The following is a 14,318-nucleotide window of genomic DNA, read 5'->3' on the forward strand; positions in this document are numbered from 1 at the left end:
CTTAATGGCTGTTAGTATTAGAGTTTCGGTTGGAGTTGGTAATTACGTTCTGATTTACGGTCGCGTTGGCATTAGAATTCCGATTTGTGTTGGAGTTAACGTTTGTATTGGTATTTGAATTGGTATTGGCATTTCGATTGGTCACAGCTGAGTTGACGTTCAGATTGCTATTCGTATTTAAGTTGGCACTGATGATGGTATTGGCATTAGTATTGGTTGTTTTGGATTTGGTCGCCAGTTGATCCGCGCCCAGCACAATCACAATATCGCTAGTGGTCGATTGGGGATTCGGCTGTTGTTCGTTAACCAAGGTGGAGCTGGTGGGGTATGACGAATTATTTGTAACATTCTGCGACAGGTCTTTATTGGTGGGCACGACCGCCGGCCGTTGCTGGTACACTTGGGCGTGCAGCGTCTTTCGAAGATATTCCACCGTCGCTGGTTTCTGTCCCAGGGTCAGGTCATAGATCACCGTCGTTTTGGTATTGCGATCCTGGGTGGCTGATTGACTTGATATTGTTAAGCCAATATCGATCAGGTCGCTGGCAATGCGCTGGCTGATGGCGGTATTCTTGGTCCCGTTTTGGATCTCAATACGGGCCTGTTCCTTGATCAGCAAGCTGCGTTCAAATATCGTGCCGGCCAGATCTCGGATCTCGGAATAATTACCCAGGCCGGCATTAGGTTCGAGTAAATAGGCTCCATCGGTGCCGGTGGTAGTATGGAGCAGGCCAGTGGCTGAATTATCCAATACATGGGTGATGATCTGGCTCTGGTCAATGTCTTTCGTCAGGTCGACCAGACGCAATAATTCCCAAATTTCCATATCGGTTTTGAGATGCTGGCCGATGGTGTCGGTAATATCCATGATCTTTTTCGGGTTGGCCAACGTACCCAGCGACAAAGCCTTTTTCTTTACGGCGGAAATAATCTTTTGCTGCCGCTTGGAACGGGCAAAGTCGGAACCCTCGCCGTTATTGCCATGACGCGAACGGGCGTACTTCAGGGCCGTTTCGCCATCCATATGCTGGAGGCCGGCTTTGAAGCTGATGGTCTGGTAGCCGTAATTGGTCGTGGGATATTCATAATCGGTAAAAGCCTGGTCGACTGTCACGTCCACGCCGTTCAGTTGGTCGATCAGTTTCTTGAAGCCAGAAAAATCCACCGACCCATAATAGTCGATTGGCTGCTGTAAGACATCTTCCAGTATGCCGGCTAGTATCTTCTCGCCACCTTGCTTCGGGTCGGTTTGGTAGCCGAAGGCATTGGCATTGTTTATCTTACGCCAGCCATAATCAGGAATATTTACCACCAGATCCCGGGGGATGGACAGCATGGCCACTTCATTGGTCGACGGCTTGATGCTGGCCACAATGATGGTATCGGCCAGATAGGCGCCGTCATGTCCGGCACCGCCCATACCGACCAACATGATATTTACCCGGTCCCGAGATTCACCCTCGATCTGCTTGTCATTGCTTGTCACCAGGTGTTTGAGCTGATCCAACGGGCTGCTGCTTTGCCGACTGAAGATGCCGCCATTGGAAAAAATAACCTTATACGAAAAAGCAAAACCCAAAATTACAATGATCGCGATAGTGTATAAAAAAATCTTCAACACTAAAAACGGCCAGCGCTGGTTTGGTTTTTTATTAGCGTTGGCGGCTGCGATGTTAGAAGCGGGTGGGGGAGTCGGCGGAGTCTCCGCGGGTAGCTTGATATCCAACTTTGTTTTTTTGGCCATACGTCAGCAAATTATACTATAACCAGGGGGCAAAGTCAAAAGAAACATTAATTCACCGAACCCAATACATTGGATAGTGAAATCCTAATATCTAACTTCAAAATCCTAAATAATATCGAATTACCAATCTCGAATATTTCAAACATTAAAAAAATCGAGATTGGAATTTGTTTAGTATATCGATATTCTAATTTCGAATTTATTGCGGCACTTGCTTCATGCCCGCCTTGATGTCCGATAGTTTCATACCGCGCAGATTGGTCAGGATCAGGGCAATACTTAATGGCGCCAGAAAACCGATGGTACGGGACAGGAATACCACAATGGTGGCCGGTTCATTGGCAATGCCCAACTGGCCGTACAGAAAAAGCATCGACAGATCCATCGCGCCCAATCCCAGGGGCAGGAATGAAAATATCGCCGCCAGCGTGCCGATTGCCTCCACGCCGATGACTGCCAGCGGAGAAACGTGGACGCCCAGTGCCGCCAACGTGGCCCAAGACAACATCGCTTGGGTCGACCAGGTAGCAATGCTATGAAATGTAGTCCAACCCATCGCGCGTAATCTTCCGGTGGCGCGGGAATCGTGCAATTGCAGCAATGCCGGCCGCCAGCGTATCGGTACGAAACGAATAAACATGGAAATATATCGAAAAACCAGCAGCAAACCCAGCATCAAGAGTAATAGCAGGCTAAACAACCAAATCAACCTCGAGTCATTTAGCACGATATACACAAAAACAATCGAAGCCGCGCTTAAAAAAAGAAAATCGAATATCCGTTCAAAAATTGTCGCAGCCGTACCGGTTACCGCCGGGATAGATTTTTGATGCAATAAATATATCTTGCTGGCTTCACCCAGCCGTCCCGGCGTCATCATGGCGATGGCGATCGCGGTCATCTGGATAAAAGACAGGTCGCGCCAAGGCAATCGGAAACCAAAATAGTTGGTCACGCTGCCCAGTCGGGCAATCTTGAAATAGAGACTGAATAAATAGGCTACAATACCCAGCAATAGCCACCAAAGATTAGCACTGCGAAAAAGACGACCCATCGTGGCATAGTCGAGCCGCGATAGAAAATAGATCAAAAAGCCAATAATAACTACGTTCAGAGCGATAAAAATTATCTTGGCTTTTTTCATGAGAGAAATATTCAATTGATAGATGATACAAAAACGTTGTCAGTATATCAGCTAACCGGATATATAGCCACGTAAGGGTGTCATCCGCCTTCGGTAAAGGGTCGAATATTGACATTTGCAATTACTTAAAAAAAGTGCTATACTATACCTACTTTTTGCGAAAGTTAGCCAAGAATTGAGAGTTAATTAGTATAATTGGTTAATTAGTTGATTAGGTTTCGATTACTAAGTTAGTTGCTTTCACAACGTCTTTTATTTAAGGGTGATTAACTCAGTTGGGCCCCGCTTTGCGGGGCGGGCAGGAGTGAACCAGCCCATAGGGCGCAGTGAACGTCGGCTGCTCCGAGCGTGCGCAGGAGCAGACGCTGCCCAGGATAGAGCGCACCATTGAAATATATATCAATGTTTTTTCGAGGGTGATTAGCTCAGTTGGTTAGAGCGCTGTCCTCACACGACAGAGGTCCCTGGTTCAAATCCAGGATCACCCACCAGTCTACGCTTATAGCGAAAGATGTCCACCGAAGCTTCAAGCGTAGGTGGACAAAAGTATTGTTTGTTGCTTTATCCAATCATGATACTTCGGCTGGCGGGGCCCCCTAGGAATGAGCGCACGATTCACACCCGCCTGCCAAAGCACAGCGTCTGCCTGTCGGCAGACAGGGCAGACAGGGCGGGCGGGTTCGTGAGGTCGCCCCGCTAAGCGGGGCATCGTCCACCACGGGCCAAAGCTCGAAAATTAATACGCTAAACCATTGGAAAATATTTTCAATAATCTGATACTGGAGTTACACGTTCCGGATTTCGTAAAAGCGCGTAAGTTTTATTCTACGTTTAATTTCCATCAAATAAGTTATATTCCAGCTGGCAGCGAATTAGGATATATGGTATTGGCACGCATCGACACAATTGGAAAAACGTGTATAAATTTCTATGGTGATAACGAGAGAGTGGCTCGACATACACATTTTGCAGATTATCCCACAGGAACGCCGCGTGGGTATGCTGTGGAAATTACAATTCCAGTATCAAATGTCGAAGAATTATGGAAATTAGCAAATAGCGTTTTGGATTCATCTCAGATCGCTCAACCTCTGGAACTAAAGCGCTGGGGTAAAAAAGATTTTAGAGTAGTCGATCCATTTGGTTTCTATGTCCGATTTACAGAGCTAGTCGACTGGTTCAATTAATTCTCCAATAAACAAATTAACTTAATCATCACTACCCCATGACATTCTTAGACAAAATCAATCAACCGAGAACGGGTACGCCCGAAGAAGCGAAGTCCGATAAGCAAATGGAGTCTAAGGGTGGTCTGTCATTTTTCGCGTCGATGGGCGGATTCGCCCTGGAAATAGTCAAGGTGGTGGTAATATCACTGGCGATTATCATTCCCGTGCGGTATTTCCTGATTCAGCCGTTTTACGTCAAGGGCGCGTCGATGGAGCCGAGTTTTTACGATAATCAATATCTGATGATCGATGAAATAAGCTATCGGTTTGCCGAACCGCATCGGGGTGATATCATAGTTTTCAAATATCCCGAGAATCCCAGTCAGTTTTTCATCAAGCGGGTGATCGGCGTACCGGGTGAGACGGTCGAAATCCGCAACGGCCACGTGATTATTTATAATACGCAGGCACCGCGCGGCGAGGTATTGGACGAAAGCCCTTATTTGGCAGCCGATGTCTACACTTCGGGCAATGAAACCGTCGAATTAAAATCAAACGAGTTTTACGTGATGGGCGATAACCGCGAGCAGAGTCTGGATTCGCGCCGGATTGGCCCGATCACGAAAAACTATATTGTTGGTCGGACCTGGATCAGAGCTTGGCCGCTAAACAAATGGCAGGTATTTCACGACCCAGCCTATAATCTGTAAATGATGAAACCATCTATGGAAAAGGAAAAGAAAGAACCCAGCAAGGCCAAATTCACCCAGCCGCGGCTGGTGCGGGGTATGAAAGATATCCTGCCCAGCGAACAGGCTTATTGGGATTGGATTCGCACGCGGGTGTTTGAATTGGCGCGGGATTACAGCTTTGGCCATATTACCACGCCGGTATTGGAACAAGAGGCCCTGTTTGTCCGATCGATCGGCGAGGGCACTGACATCGTGGAAAAAGAAATGTTTGCTTTTTCCGACCAGGGCGAGGACAAGCTGGTCATGCGTCCCGAAGCCACCGCTTCGATTGTGCGCGCCTACAATGAACACGGCATGGTCAATCTGCCCCAGCCGGTTAAATTATTTTATTACGGCCCGATGTTCCGGCGGGAACGGCCCCAGGCCGGGCGATATCGGGAATTCAACCAATACGGTTTCGAAGTATTGGGCGAGGAACAGCCGATCGTAGACGCCCAATTGATGGTCATGGCCTATAATTTCTTCAAAGAACTGGGCTTGCCGGTCAGTCTTCAGGTCAATAGCTTGGGCAATGCCGCCAGCCGCACCAAATACCGCAAGGAACTAAACGATTACTTCAAGCCTCGTCGCAATCAGCTGTGCGATGATTGCAAAAAGCGTTTATTGACCAACCCACTGCGGGTGCTGGATTGCAAAGTGCCGACCTGCCAAGAGTTGGCCGTGGACGCACCGCAAATCGTGGATTATCTCGATGAGGTAGACAATAAGCACTTTACGCAAGTATTGGAATATCTCGAAGAGCTGGAAGTGCCGTATATCCTGAATCCGCGCATTATTCGCGGGCTGGATTATTATTCGCGCACCACGTTTGAAATCTGGCCGGAAAACGAAGCCGATGCCCGGCAAAGTACGCTGGGCGGCGGCGGCCGCTATGACGGTTTGGCTGAAATGCTGGGCGGACGGCCCACGCCGGCCTGTGGATTCGCGGTCGGGATCGAACGGGTGATATTGAAACTGAAAGAAGCCGGTCTCACTACACCCAGTCTGCCGGCACCAGAAGTATACGTGGCTCAACTGGGCGACCAGTCCCGCCGCAAGGCCCTGTTGCTCTACGAGCGTCTGCGCCGCGAAGGTTTCCTGGTGGCGGAAAACTTTTCCAAGGAGGGGATCAAGGCGCAATTGGAATCGGCCAACCGCCAGGATATCAAGATCGCGTTGATCCTGGGCCAAAAGGAAAATATCGATGGCACGATCCTGATCCGCGACATGGAAAGCGGCACCCAGGAAGTGCTGAACTTCGAAAAGGTGACCAATGAGCTCAAGCGCCGATTGCGCAAGAATGGCAATGGCGCCACGAACGGAAATGGCACCACCGAGAAGCCGCCAGTGGCTTAAAGCTCTACACTCGATCTCTATAAAATGCGATAATACCTGGCTTAATCGGGGTATTTCGCATATACTCTAGTTAAGTGAAATAAATCCTCTCTTATGAACGGTGTTTGTATGATTTTTTCAGCGGTCATTCTTTCGATCATTTATATCGGCTACTATCTTTTTGCTACTGGAATACCCGAAGCTGCTATCTCTAGTAGTGAAATATTAGGTTTCGTTTATGCTATAGCAATATCTATTATTGCTGCTGGTATTTTTTATCTATTCCAAGTTTATATACCAGAAAAAAAACGAAAGGACATTATAAGGGGTAATTTTAAATTGAATTACACACACTTTAAGGAAGACAGCATTTCAATCTTTTTATCTGCTCTAGGCCATAGCCACGACGTGCAATTACTAAAGAAATTGTCAGGGCTGGAAGAATTCAAAAACTATTTCAAAGAGAACCATAAAGAAGGGCGGGACAGGTGGAACGGCGTACTCAATGGCTTAAATGAATCCTTACTCAAAGACCTTCTGGTTCAATTTGAAATATTAACTCAAGAAATTGATTTTTACCTCAGTAATATTTCATTGCACGACGAAGAAGTGTTTTCCTTCTTAAAGAGATTGAAAATTACGACTCAAACCCTAAAAAATACCAGCCTTAATTACGATGAAGTTAAGAGGCTTTCTGGATTTTTGTGGGAGCTATTTTCAGGTTGGAGTTTTATTTCAGGGTATCGAAAGAATGACATATTTGAAGAAATGCTCGATAGGGTATAATTGTGTAGGATTTACTTCACTTAACACGGGCTAGCCGGTTCGCTTACCAAATAATTAACCAAAGAATATGATTACTGCACTCGGTATTGCAACAGTCGTTCTACTAATAATTATTGCCTATTTGTTACTAAGCATCAAAGGAACGCTTGAGGGTTTTTACGAAAGGGTATGGAATCATCTTTACTACGGAAAACAAAAGAGTCCGAGTGTTCTTGATGCTCTTGATAAGGTGATTAAGGACAAAGAGGCAAAGGGTTAAAAATCTCCGCTCACCCAAATTGCTCCTTCATTCCGGCGGTGTGCTCCGCACAATTGTACCGCCTCCATTCCGTCGCAACTTCGGCTAGCCCGAAACGTTATGTGACATACTGCCCAATCTCAACAATTAATAATTTATCTACCTTATAACAATTATTTTAATCAAACATGGCGCATGAAACAGGTTCGGAACATATCGTTAATTTAGAGAGGTTTAGAAGTGCTCTAGCGACGAAAGCTGAAGAATATGCTGAAGCATCCTATACTACTTTTAACCTGAGCACAGATCTTAAAGATGTGGCTCATAAACAGGAACTATCAGCGGGGCTTCTTCAAGAGCTTTTAACTACTTGTGCGGTAGAACTTCAACAATCTCCTGACCCAGATGAAACGATGATAATAATTAAAGAAGCTCTCGTTGATTACCAGCATGAAAATGGTACCTTGCTATTCTCTGACAGTGGTAAAGCAAAATTCTACCACGATTTAGTGATAGCAATTGCACGGCTGAGTAACCGGGCCTAGATATTGGGCAGTACATCACATAACAGCGTGTATTCGATATTTTTACATCGCATACACGCAAACGTTGTACGCCATAACAAATTATTGCAAGTTTATGTTCTATACCTTGATATATAAAATATTTAAACTAGTCTCTAAAGAAAAACCTGTTCCAGCTATGATTCAAGGAGGTAAGATCATAGACTCAAAAATTGAAGACAATCGTGTAGATGGAGGGACCTTGCTGAATGTAAAGGAACTGCAAAATACTTCAGTTAAAAGAAACTGGGTGAATCTTCCGTCACCGAGAAAAATATCTTGGTTTTGGAAAGCCCTCATAGATCTTGCTATCTTAATTATTGGGGGTTTTATTCTCTACAAAACTGGCTGGAATGGATCACAGCAATAATTTGTTACGGGCGTACAACACGGCGTATCTGGCTCAGCAAGGAACACCAATTTGAAACGTAGAAAATGGCTAACTTACGACCAAACGAAAAAGAGAAAGCGTTTCTCAATCTGGCATATAATCGATTCTATGATATTTTTGAGGAAATCGAAAAAGATGATTTTTGGCAGAAAGAGGATTGGCACCGATTCACCAAGATACGTGACGCCTTTCTAATATATACTGAACTACTTAACTATGAACCGATCCAATGGATAATTGAACAGATCAGAAAACACAGGCCACCAATGGAGGCAGAAATCGGTAGCGATTTATTCAAGTTTGTTAGAAACATCATTTCACATTTCCCATTCTACGAACGTTGGAATGATGTGTGGGTTTCAAAAGACCTGGTGAATTGGTACAAAGATGGCCAATCTATAGACAAATTTATTGAAAAGTACAAAAATCATCCCGAGGTAAAATATCGAGTTTGGCAACCAAAAAAGAAGTTGATGACATATCTAAGTATCAATTTCCCTCAAAAATATCAAAGCGACACTAAGCTGTATTTACGAGAATTACTTACAGAAAAAGAAGGTATCATCTTTTCTATGACTTTCATGAAACAGATATTGGATATACAAGTTGAAGAAATGAAGGTTCCAAATTGATGTCCCCAGCTTCGCCCATATCTCTCGTTCGTTACGGGGTGCGCCCCGCGCAATTCTACCCCTTCACTCACTTCGAGACATCAGATACGCCGAAACGTTATACGGCATATTGCTCTTGACGAAAAGTACATCTAGCACTAAGATTGCGTATTAGTTATTTGACAGCAAAATACTCTCGGGGAGGCGAATCAAAGGAGGGCAGATGTTTAATTATCTGATTGGACTGATTCTGGGTGCAACAATCTCAATAGTCACAGTAAATATCAAGATCAGGCCGGGCGATGCGCTTTTGTGGGTACTCCTCTTACTCCTTGTCGTAAGTGTGATTCTCAACGCCGTTCGTATCAACAACAAGTGAAAACATACGACGCTGGAGAGCTCCGATGCTTCCTCGGGGAAGGTCTAAACTTCCCCACTCCCCAAGAGTATTTTGTACCATTCAAAAAACATAGCAATACACCGTATAACACGGCATATACGTCACTCCACGTTGTTCCGCGCCGCATACGCCGAAACGTTGTACGAAATAATTAATCTACAAATATGGAAAGAATTAATTACCCAAATCCTAGAGAAGCTGAATCAATGGGCATAGAAGCCGCTGCTTCATTCGAAGGTCTTTACAGTATTTTACGCACAATGCTGGAAGTTGTAGGTACGGCAAAAACCTATACACCAGATGAACTGATTACAAAGATTGAAGATGTTCGACGAGGCGATAGAGATATCAGCTTTATCACCCGAAGTCATGGTTTACGCAACACCGTAGAACGACTATTAACGAATGAGCAGACTGATTAATTACTTCGTACAACAGCGTGTATACGATATTGAGACATCGTATGACACGCAAACGTTATACGCCATTACCACATTAATTGAAACTATGAACAGCCCGGAATCTCCAAGCCCAAACGAGACTGAAAAAATAAAGGAATATAGTAGCTTTGATGACATCCCTAACGATCCCAGATCAGAAGGCTTGCGGCCTGATCACGGTTATGCCGGGGGAGATCCAGATGAAATTATTGTTGTTAGTGGGATAAAGTACAGAAAAATAGTTGCCATGCGCGCTTATAACCAGCGGGGGGATGGGGTCATTACTTTGAATCGGCCCTATACTGAAAAAGAATATTTTTCGCACAGCACTGTCGACGTGGGTCCGGGGCCGGGCTGGGATCAGCTCATGACTTATTTACGAGATCTTGGTATTTTTGATTTTGACCCTGACCACCTTTCTGATTTGCCATTCTATCGACTCCAGCCGGTTGAACAAAAGGGATAATGTCGTAATGGCGTATAACAGCGTATATCCGCCATGCGCTACCGCGACACAGCAGATGATACGCAAACGTTATATGACAGAACAACACATTCTTTCCGTCACTGCTATGACGGTTGGGAATCAGGGCAATTTTTCTTCTGCTGTTTGAAATCATAAATCTGCCTGGATCAAGTCGTGTGTGTCCGACCCGACCCAGGCAGCTAGACTGTGCAGACGATGATGTGAGAGCTCAGTCAGTGCTTTCGTTGTCCCATTCACGCTGGAAGTTCGTTCCATCAGGGAAGGCGATGTAGAGCGTGAACCGAGCCAGAAACTGGTGGGGAAAAAGCTTCGGCAACAGCTCGCCGAACCGGGCATACGCCTTGGTCGAGACGGACAACCCCCGAATTTCAGGAAGCGATCCTTCCGCGGCATCGTCGAATGTCCCGACAGGGAATCTGAGTGCCCAACGCGGAGGTCGCTCGCATTCGAAGTCAAAGCCTGCGGGGATGTTGACGTTCGGAATCGCAGGTTTCCTCTCTTCAATGACCGCATAAGCGCGGACTGTGGCCTGGGGTTTCTGCGCTTCGTTCACCTCAGCCATGATCCCTCCCTTTGCTGAATCAATGAGCCGACCGGCGTCTTCGCCGATCACTGCTTATCAGTATTGGATACCACCATTACCCTGCTTAGCAGCTGTCTACCGACACAATCGACAGTTCAGCTGACAACCAAGAAAAAGATACTTAAATATAGGCTTTTCGATAATTTTGTCAAGTCAAAAACACGAAGAAAGATTGACCTGATTCCCAAAACCCTTCCCTTTGGTCAGGTAAAGAATGTATTGTTCCATCATATAACAGCGTATATCTGGCTTCGGTTCGCCTCCGGCGAGCCTCCGCCCATATCGCTAGCGCGACATCAGATATACGCAAACGTTAAACGAAATGTTGGTCAACAAATAATTTCAGATATTCGGATTGGGCTCTTTTCAATTTTTCTTATAAAGAAGTTCGCGCCACCCGAGGAATCTCGAATGGCGCGTTACAAGCAGGGCCGTAGGGCGCTCTACTGTTCGGACGAAAGGGCGTTGTACAGCTCTTGGGGCATATTGGGAGAGTTAATGCTTAACTCCCACTGATCCGCGGTCAGATGTAGTTCCGCGAGAACGCTCTCCCGCTCATTCTCCGGGATGGCCATATCTCGCAGCACATCGAGCAGGACAGAGATTGCCCCAAGGGAACTGAAGTAATTGTATGTGCGGCTTTCTGTGCCCCCCATACATTCGAGCTCTTCGATTCGCTCCTTCAGCCTCTGTAGGATCACCTCGTGTGCTGGTCGCTTTGCCTGCTGGTCGGTCATATCGCGCCCTCCTTTCTGGTTTTCGCGATATTCCTGTATATCACAAGTATACTTTCGCGTCAATACTTGTTCAATAAACAATTAAAAGAGCCCATAAAGAAAAGGTTGATTATTTGTTGCCCAAAACATCGTTTAACAGCGTATAGCAGGTTCAGGAAAATGCGCCTATAATAAGGGTATTAAGGTCGCGCATGTTCCTTCACCCAAATCGGCTTCCGTTCCAGCGGTGGCGCTACCGCGCAAGTATACCGCTTCCACTCCAGCCGACTTCTGCTATACGCAAACGTTATGTGACATTTTTGTGGGCTGGTGTAGATAGCTACTTGCCCGAGGGATCCGCTCCTCTTTTTCACTCAATATATGGACAACAGCCAAAAAGCAGTTCAGGTATACAACAAAATAGCTGAGGACTATGCTAGTGTGTTTTCGAAACCTTCGGAATATCTTGATGAGTTTTTGGAACTCGTACCAACCAATGGAAAGATTCTCGATGTTGGCTGTGGCAACGGCGTTGATTGCCTTTATGTGAAACAAAAAGGCTTCAATGTTGTCGGTGTCGACATGTCAGCAAAGATGCTTGAAATCGCACGAAGCAAGGCTCCAGGTATTGAATATCGTCAGGGAGACATGAGGAACCTTCAGTTCCATGAAAACGAATTCGACGGTATTATTGCTTCTTGCTCTCTAATACATATCCCAAAACAGGACGTTCCAAAAACTCTACAGCGGTTTACGGGGTTTCTCAAACAAGATGGGGCGATCTACATTCAGTTACAGTCCGGTACGTCAGAGGAGGTCTTTGTCGATGAACCCTTCAAGCCTGACGAAAAGCTATTTGTGAACGTCATTTCGCCTGACGAAATCGAACTGCTTTTACGCAACGCTGGTTTTGAGATTGTACATAAACATGAAATACAATCACTGAAAAAAGAGGAGCTAGACTATACTCACTTAATCGTCATTGCCCGATATACCAGCGCCCACAAAAACATCACATAACAGCGTGTATACGATATTATCACATCGCATACACGCAAACGTTGTCCGAAGATCAGCCTCCAGCGCAGTAGGATAAGCACGGGTGCTAAAATAGTTAGAAAAAGTTGTATAATACTATGCCAAACGTTGCACACAGAATAAGAAACAACCAGCGAGCATGGGATAGAGTAGCCGATCTTTTTCTGGAAGCTACCGCCCTACCAGCGTGGGCTGTCTTTGGTGTTGGAAAAGATTTAGGGCTTATCCCAACAATTAAAGGGAAATCGTTCCTAGAAATAGGGTGTGGCAGCGGGCGATCAATCGCATACCTAGCGCGCCATGGAGCAAAGAAAATTTACGCCATTGACGCATCACCCACACAAATACGCGAAGCCGCAAAATTCAATCACGTCGCACATCAGCGAGAAACCGTAAAATTGTTTACTGGTCCGATGGAAAAAAAGTACCCGATTCCACCAGTAGACATAGTTTTTTCAATTTACGGGCTGGGTTGGACACAAAGACCAGAAATTACTTTGAGACACATTTATCGCTACCTGAAGCCTGGGGGACGATTCATTTGGAGCTGGGACCACGCTCTCTTTTTCGATGTAGGTTATGAAAAGGATAAATTCGTCGTTCAGCATTCGTATCACGATGAGCGTGTATTACACCGTAAAGATTGGAAAAGACCTGGAGTCAATATATTCATTACCTATCGCAAAACTGAAACATGGTTTCGGCTTTTGACCGAAGCAGGATTTAATATTATCGAATACCACGAGCCAAAGCCAAAAAACACCGATCGTGCTCATCGTGATCCCAAAAAATATTACTCCCTCCAGAAGGCAAAACTCATACCCGCATCATTTATTTTTGTCTGTCAGAAACCAATAAAGTCTTGAAACCGCTCTTATCTTTATTGGGTGGGAGGCAAATCATCGGACAACAGCACATGATATACTAACATAATCAGCCACTAATTTATTCATATTGTATGAATAGCATCAAAAGCATTGAATACCTGAAAGGCAAAAACGTTTCTTTTCGGGTCATCAAATTTGCCAAAATTCCTAAGACCGCCGCCGATGTTGAACGCATATACAACTGTCCCTTGAGAGAGGTTTTGAAAGCCCTACTATTCATTGGTAAAGACAAGCCCTTTCTCGTGGTTCTAGAGGGCGACAAACGATTAGACTACAAAAAACTGGGTCCGGTTGTTCAAGAGGAGAAAATGAGAATGGCTAGACTAGAGGAGGTATTGGAAATCACCGGTTATTCGGTCGGTAGCGTGTCGCCATTCTCACTAAAGCAAGACATCCTAAAGATCATGGACAACAACGTATTCAAGAACAAAAAGATCAACATCGGTAGTGGTGATCCTTATGCAGGAATCGAAATGGAATCCGTGGAATTACGAAAGGCGTGGGATGGCAGATTTGCTGAAATCTCGGGATAATTTAACAACGTAAAACACGGCGTATACGCCGAAATGTTATGTGAAATATGCCAGGCTCAAATTTAGTCATTATTGACAATATCAATGGGAACATCATCGAGAAACGATCGTATCAAAGCGTTTATCCTGTGGTACATCGGCACTGGAGCGCTTGTTTACATCGTTGAGATTGCTTTTCTGCATGAACGACAATGGTTAGGCACGGATGGAAATTTTTCCTTCCTACAGTTATTACTTCAAATTCTCAGCCGTGCGGTGGCTTGGCCGATGCAAGTTCTTTTTGGTATCAACGGACTTGGTTTCAGCGCGGAGGGATTGTACGGTTCCTGGTATCTCATTGGCATAACGATTGTTTCTCTTTTTATTGGGTGGTGGATAATTCACACAAAGACTAAAAAACCCGCTTAGCATGATGTTTGGACGTTATACGAAAGGATGCCATGAAATTTAAAATATTCTTTGCGTGGTTTGACTTTTGGGTCGGTTTTTTCTGGGATGCAAAGAAGCGGATACTATATTTTT

At 45.2% G+C, this 14,318-nt stretch carries 18 protein-coding genes and 1 tRNA gene; 15 read left to right on the forward strand and 4 right to left on the reverse strand.

Features of this window, described 5'->3' with window-relative positions; translation table 11 throughout:
- Position 1: 1 nt before the first annotated feature.
- Together WC734_05525 and WC734_05530 are read right to left on the reverse strand one after the other, a co-directional pair.
- Complete coding sequence (locus WC734_05525; GenBank protein MFA6198575.1) at positions 2-1,744, reverse strand: LCP family protein; 1,743 nt, start codon at positions 1,742-1,744, stop codon at positions 2-4.
- A 199-nt stretch (positions 1,745-1,943) separates the two neighbouring features.
- Entirely contained in the window at positions 1,944-2,888 is a 945-nt protein-coding gene (locus WC734_05530) for a lysylphosphatidylglycerol synthase transmembrane domain-containing protein (protein MFA6198576.1), read from the reverse strand.
- Between the two features lie 414 nt (positions 2,889-3,302).
- Between WC734_05530 and WC734_05535 the strand changes: the two genes are divergently transcribed.
- The 11 genes from WC734_05535 (at position 3,303) to WC734_05585 (ending at position 10,018) form a co-directional block, all read left to right on the forward strand.
- Positions 3,303-3,379, forward strand: a tRNA-Val gene (locus WC734_05535).
- Positions 3,380-3,640: 261 nt separating this feature from the next.
- On the forward strand, positions 3,641-4,075 hold the full coding sequence (locus WC734_05540) for a hypothetical protein (GenBank protein MFA6198577.1): 435 nt from the start codon (positions 3,641-3,643) through the stop codon (positions 4,073-4,075).
- Positions 4,076-4,113: 38 nt separating this feature from the next.
- Positions 4,114-4,767 carry a signal peptidase I gene (gene lepB / locus WC734_05545; GenBank protein MFA6198578.1) on the forward strand — a complete coding sequence of 218 codons (654 nt, stop codon included), beginning with the start codon at positions 4,114-4,116 and terminating at the stop codon, positions 4,765-4,767.
- Positions 4,768-6,144, forward strand: coding sequence for a histidine--tRNA ligase (gene hisS, locus WC734_05550; protein MFA6198579.1), 1,377 nt, complete (start codon positions 4,768-4,770; stop codon positions 6,142-6,144).
- 108 nt (positions 6,145-6,252) lie between these two features.
- Positions 6,253-6,909, forward strand: a complete 657-nt coding sequence (locus WC734_05555) for a hypothetical protein (GenBank protein ID MFA6198580.1) — start codon at positions 6,253-6,255, stop codon at positions 6,907-6,909.
- Between the two features lie 67 nt (positions 6,910-6,976).
- Positions 6,977-7,168 (forward strand): hypothetical protein, encoded by a 192-nt coding sequence (locus tag WC734_05560; GenBank protein ID MFA6198581.1) that lies wholly within the window; start codon positions 6,977-6,979, stop codon positions 7,166-7,168.
- Positions 7,169-7,335: 167 nt separating this feature from the next.
- The gene (locus tag WC734_05565) at positions 7,336-7,692 is read left to right on the forward strand and encodes a hypothetical protein (GenBank protein ID MFA6198582.1); all 357 of its coding nucleotides are present in this window, start codon (positions 7,336-7,338) and stop codon (positions 7,690-7,692) included.
- A gap of 94 nt (positions 7,693-7,786) precedes the next feature.
- Entirely contained in the window at positions 7,787-8,080 is a 294-nt protein-coding gene (locus WC734_05570) for a hypothetical protein (GenBank protein MFA6198583.1), read from the forward strand.
- A 65-nt stretch (positions 8,081-8,145) separates the two neighbouring features.
- Entirely contained in the window at positions 8,146-8,733 is a 588-nt protein-coding gene (locus WC734_05575; protein ID MFA6198584.1) for a hypothetical protein, read from the forward strand.
- Between the two features lie 543 nt (positions 8,734-9,276).
- On the forward strand, positions 9,277-9,534 hold the full coding sequence (locus tag WC734_05580; protein ID MFA6198585.1) for a hypothetical protein: 258 nt from the start codon (positions 9,277-9,279) through the stop codon (positions 9,532-9,534).
- Positions 9,535-9,619: 85 nt separating this feature from the next.
- Positions 9,620-10,018, forward strand: coding sequence for a hypothetical protein (locus WC734_05585; protein MFA6198586.1), 399 nt, complete (start codon positions 9,620-9,622; stop codon positions 10,016-10,018).
- A gap of 229 nt (positions 10,019-10,247) precedes the next feature.
- Here WC734_05585 and WC734_05590 read toward each other — a convergent pair whose 3' ends face one another.
- Together WC734_05590 and WC734_05595 are read right to left on the reverse strand one after the other, a co-directional pair.
- Positions 10,248-10,601: a hypothetical protein gene (locus WC734_05590; GenBank protein MFA6198587.1), complete on the reverse strand. Its 354-nt coding sequence runs from the start codon at positions 10,599-10,601 to the stop codon at positions 10,248-10,250.
- A gap of 464 nt (positions 10,602-11,065) precedes the next feature.
- A complete protein-coding gene (locus WC734_05595) occupies positions 11,066-11,359 on the reverse strand; it encodes a hypothetical protein (GenBank protein MFA6198588.1) in 294 nt (97 codons plus the stop codon).
- Positions 11,360-11,719: 360 nt separating this feature from the next.
- Here WC734_05595 and WC734_05600 point away from each other — a divergent pair, with 360 nt between their 5' ends.
- The 4 genes from WC734_05600 to WC734_05615 all read left to right on the forward strand — a co-directional run bounded on the left by WC734_05600 (position 11,720) and on the right by WC734_05615 (position 14,204).
- Positions 11,720-12,358, forward strand: coding sequence for a class I SAM-dependent methyltransferase (locus tag WC734_05600; protein ID MFA6198589.1), 639 nt, complete (start codon positions 11,720-11,722; stop codon positions 12,356-12,358).
- Positions 12,359-12,474: 116 nt separating this feature from the next.
- Entirely contained in the window at positions 12,475-13,242 is a 768-nt protein-coding gene (locus WC734_05605; protein MFA6198590.1) for a class I SAM-dependent methyltransferase, read from the forward strand.
- Positions 13,243-13,334: 92 nt separating this feature from the next.
- Entirely contained in the window at positions 13,335-13,796 is a 462-nt protein-coding gene (locus WC734_05610; protein ID MFA6198591.1) for a YbaK/EbsC family protein, read from the forward strand.
- Between the two features lie 84 nt (positions 13,797-13,880).
- Entirely contained in the window at positions 13,881-14,204 is a 324-nt protein-coding gene (locus tag WC734_05615; protein MFA6198592.1) for a hypothetical protein, read from the forward strand.
- The last annotated feature ends 114 nt before the right edge of the window (positions 14,205-14,318 follow it).

This window comes from Patescibacteria group bacterium (assembly GCA_041661625.1).
Taxonomy (GTDB): domain Bacteria; phylum Patescibacteriota; class Patescibacteriia; order JAHIZJ01; family JAHIZJ01; genus JBAZUB01.

Coding starts and splice junctions, on each gene's coding strand:
- WC734_05525 (MFA6198575.1), bottom strand. CDS start 1,744: ATGGCCAAAAAAACAAAGTTGGATATCAAGCTACCCGCGGAGACTCCG.
- WC734_05530 (MFA6198576.1), bottom strand. CDS start 2,888: ATGAAAAAAGCCAAGATAATTTTTATCGCTCTGAACGTAGTTATTATT.
- lepB (MFA6198578.1), top strand. CDS start 4,114: ATGACATTCTTAGACAAAATCAATCAACCGAGAACGGGTACGCCCGAA.
- hisS (MFA6198579.1), top strand. CDS start 4,768: ATGATGAAACCATCTATGGAAAAGGAAAAGAAAGAACCCAGCAAGGCC.
- WC734_05555 (MFA6198580.1), top strand. CDS start 6,253: ATGATTTTTTCAGCGGTCATTCTTTCGATCATTTATATCGGCTACTAT.
- WC734_05560 (MFA6198581.1), top strand. CDS start 6,977: ATGATTACTGCACTCGGTATTGCAACAGTCGTTCTACTAATAATTATT.
- WC734_05565 (MFA6198582.1), top strand. CDS start 7,336: ATGGCGCATGAAACAGGTTCGGAACATATCGTTAATTTAGAGAGGTTT.
- WC734_05570 (MFA6198583.1), top strand. CDS start 7,787: ATGTTCTATACCTTGATATATAAAATATTTAAACTAGTCTCTAAAGAA.
- WC734_05575 (MFA6198584.1), top strand. CDS start 8,146: ATGGCTAACTTACGACCAAACGAAAAAGAGAAAGCGTTTCTCAATCTG.
- WC734_05580 (MFA6198585.1), top strand. CDS start 9,277: ATGGAAAGAATTAATTACCCAAATCCTAGAGAAGCTGAATCAATGGGC.
- WC734_05585 (MFA6198586.1), top strand. CDS start 9,620: ATGAACAGCCCGGAATCTCCAAGCCCAAACGAGACTGAAAAAATAAAG.
- WC734_05590 (MFA6198587.1), bottom strand. CDS start 10,601: ATGGCTGAGGTGAACGAAGCGCAGAAACCCCAGGCCACAGTCCGCGCT.
- WC734_05595 (MFA6198588.1), bottom strand. CDS start 11,359: ATGACCGACCAGCAGGCAAAGCGACCAGCACACGAGGTGATCCTACAG.
- WC734_05600 (MFA6198589.1), top strand. CDS start 11,720: ATGGACAACAGCCAAAAAGCAGTTCAGGTATACAACAAAATAGCTGAG.
- WC734_05605 (MFA6198590.1), top strand. CDS start 12,475: ATGCCAAACGTTGCACACAGAATAAGAAACAACCAGCGAGCATGGGAT.
- WC734_05610 (MFA6198591.1), top strand. CDS start 13,335: ATGAATAGCATCAAAAGCATTGAATACCTGAAAGGCAAAAACGTTTCT.
- WC734_05615 (MFA6198592.1), top strand. CDS start 13,881: ATGGGAACATCATCGAGAAACGATCGTATCAAAGCGTTTATCCTGTGG.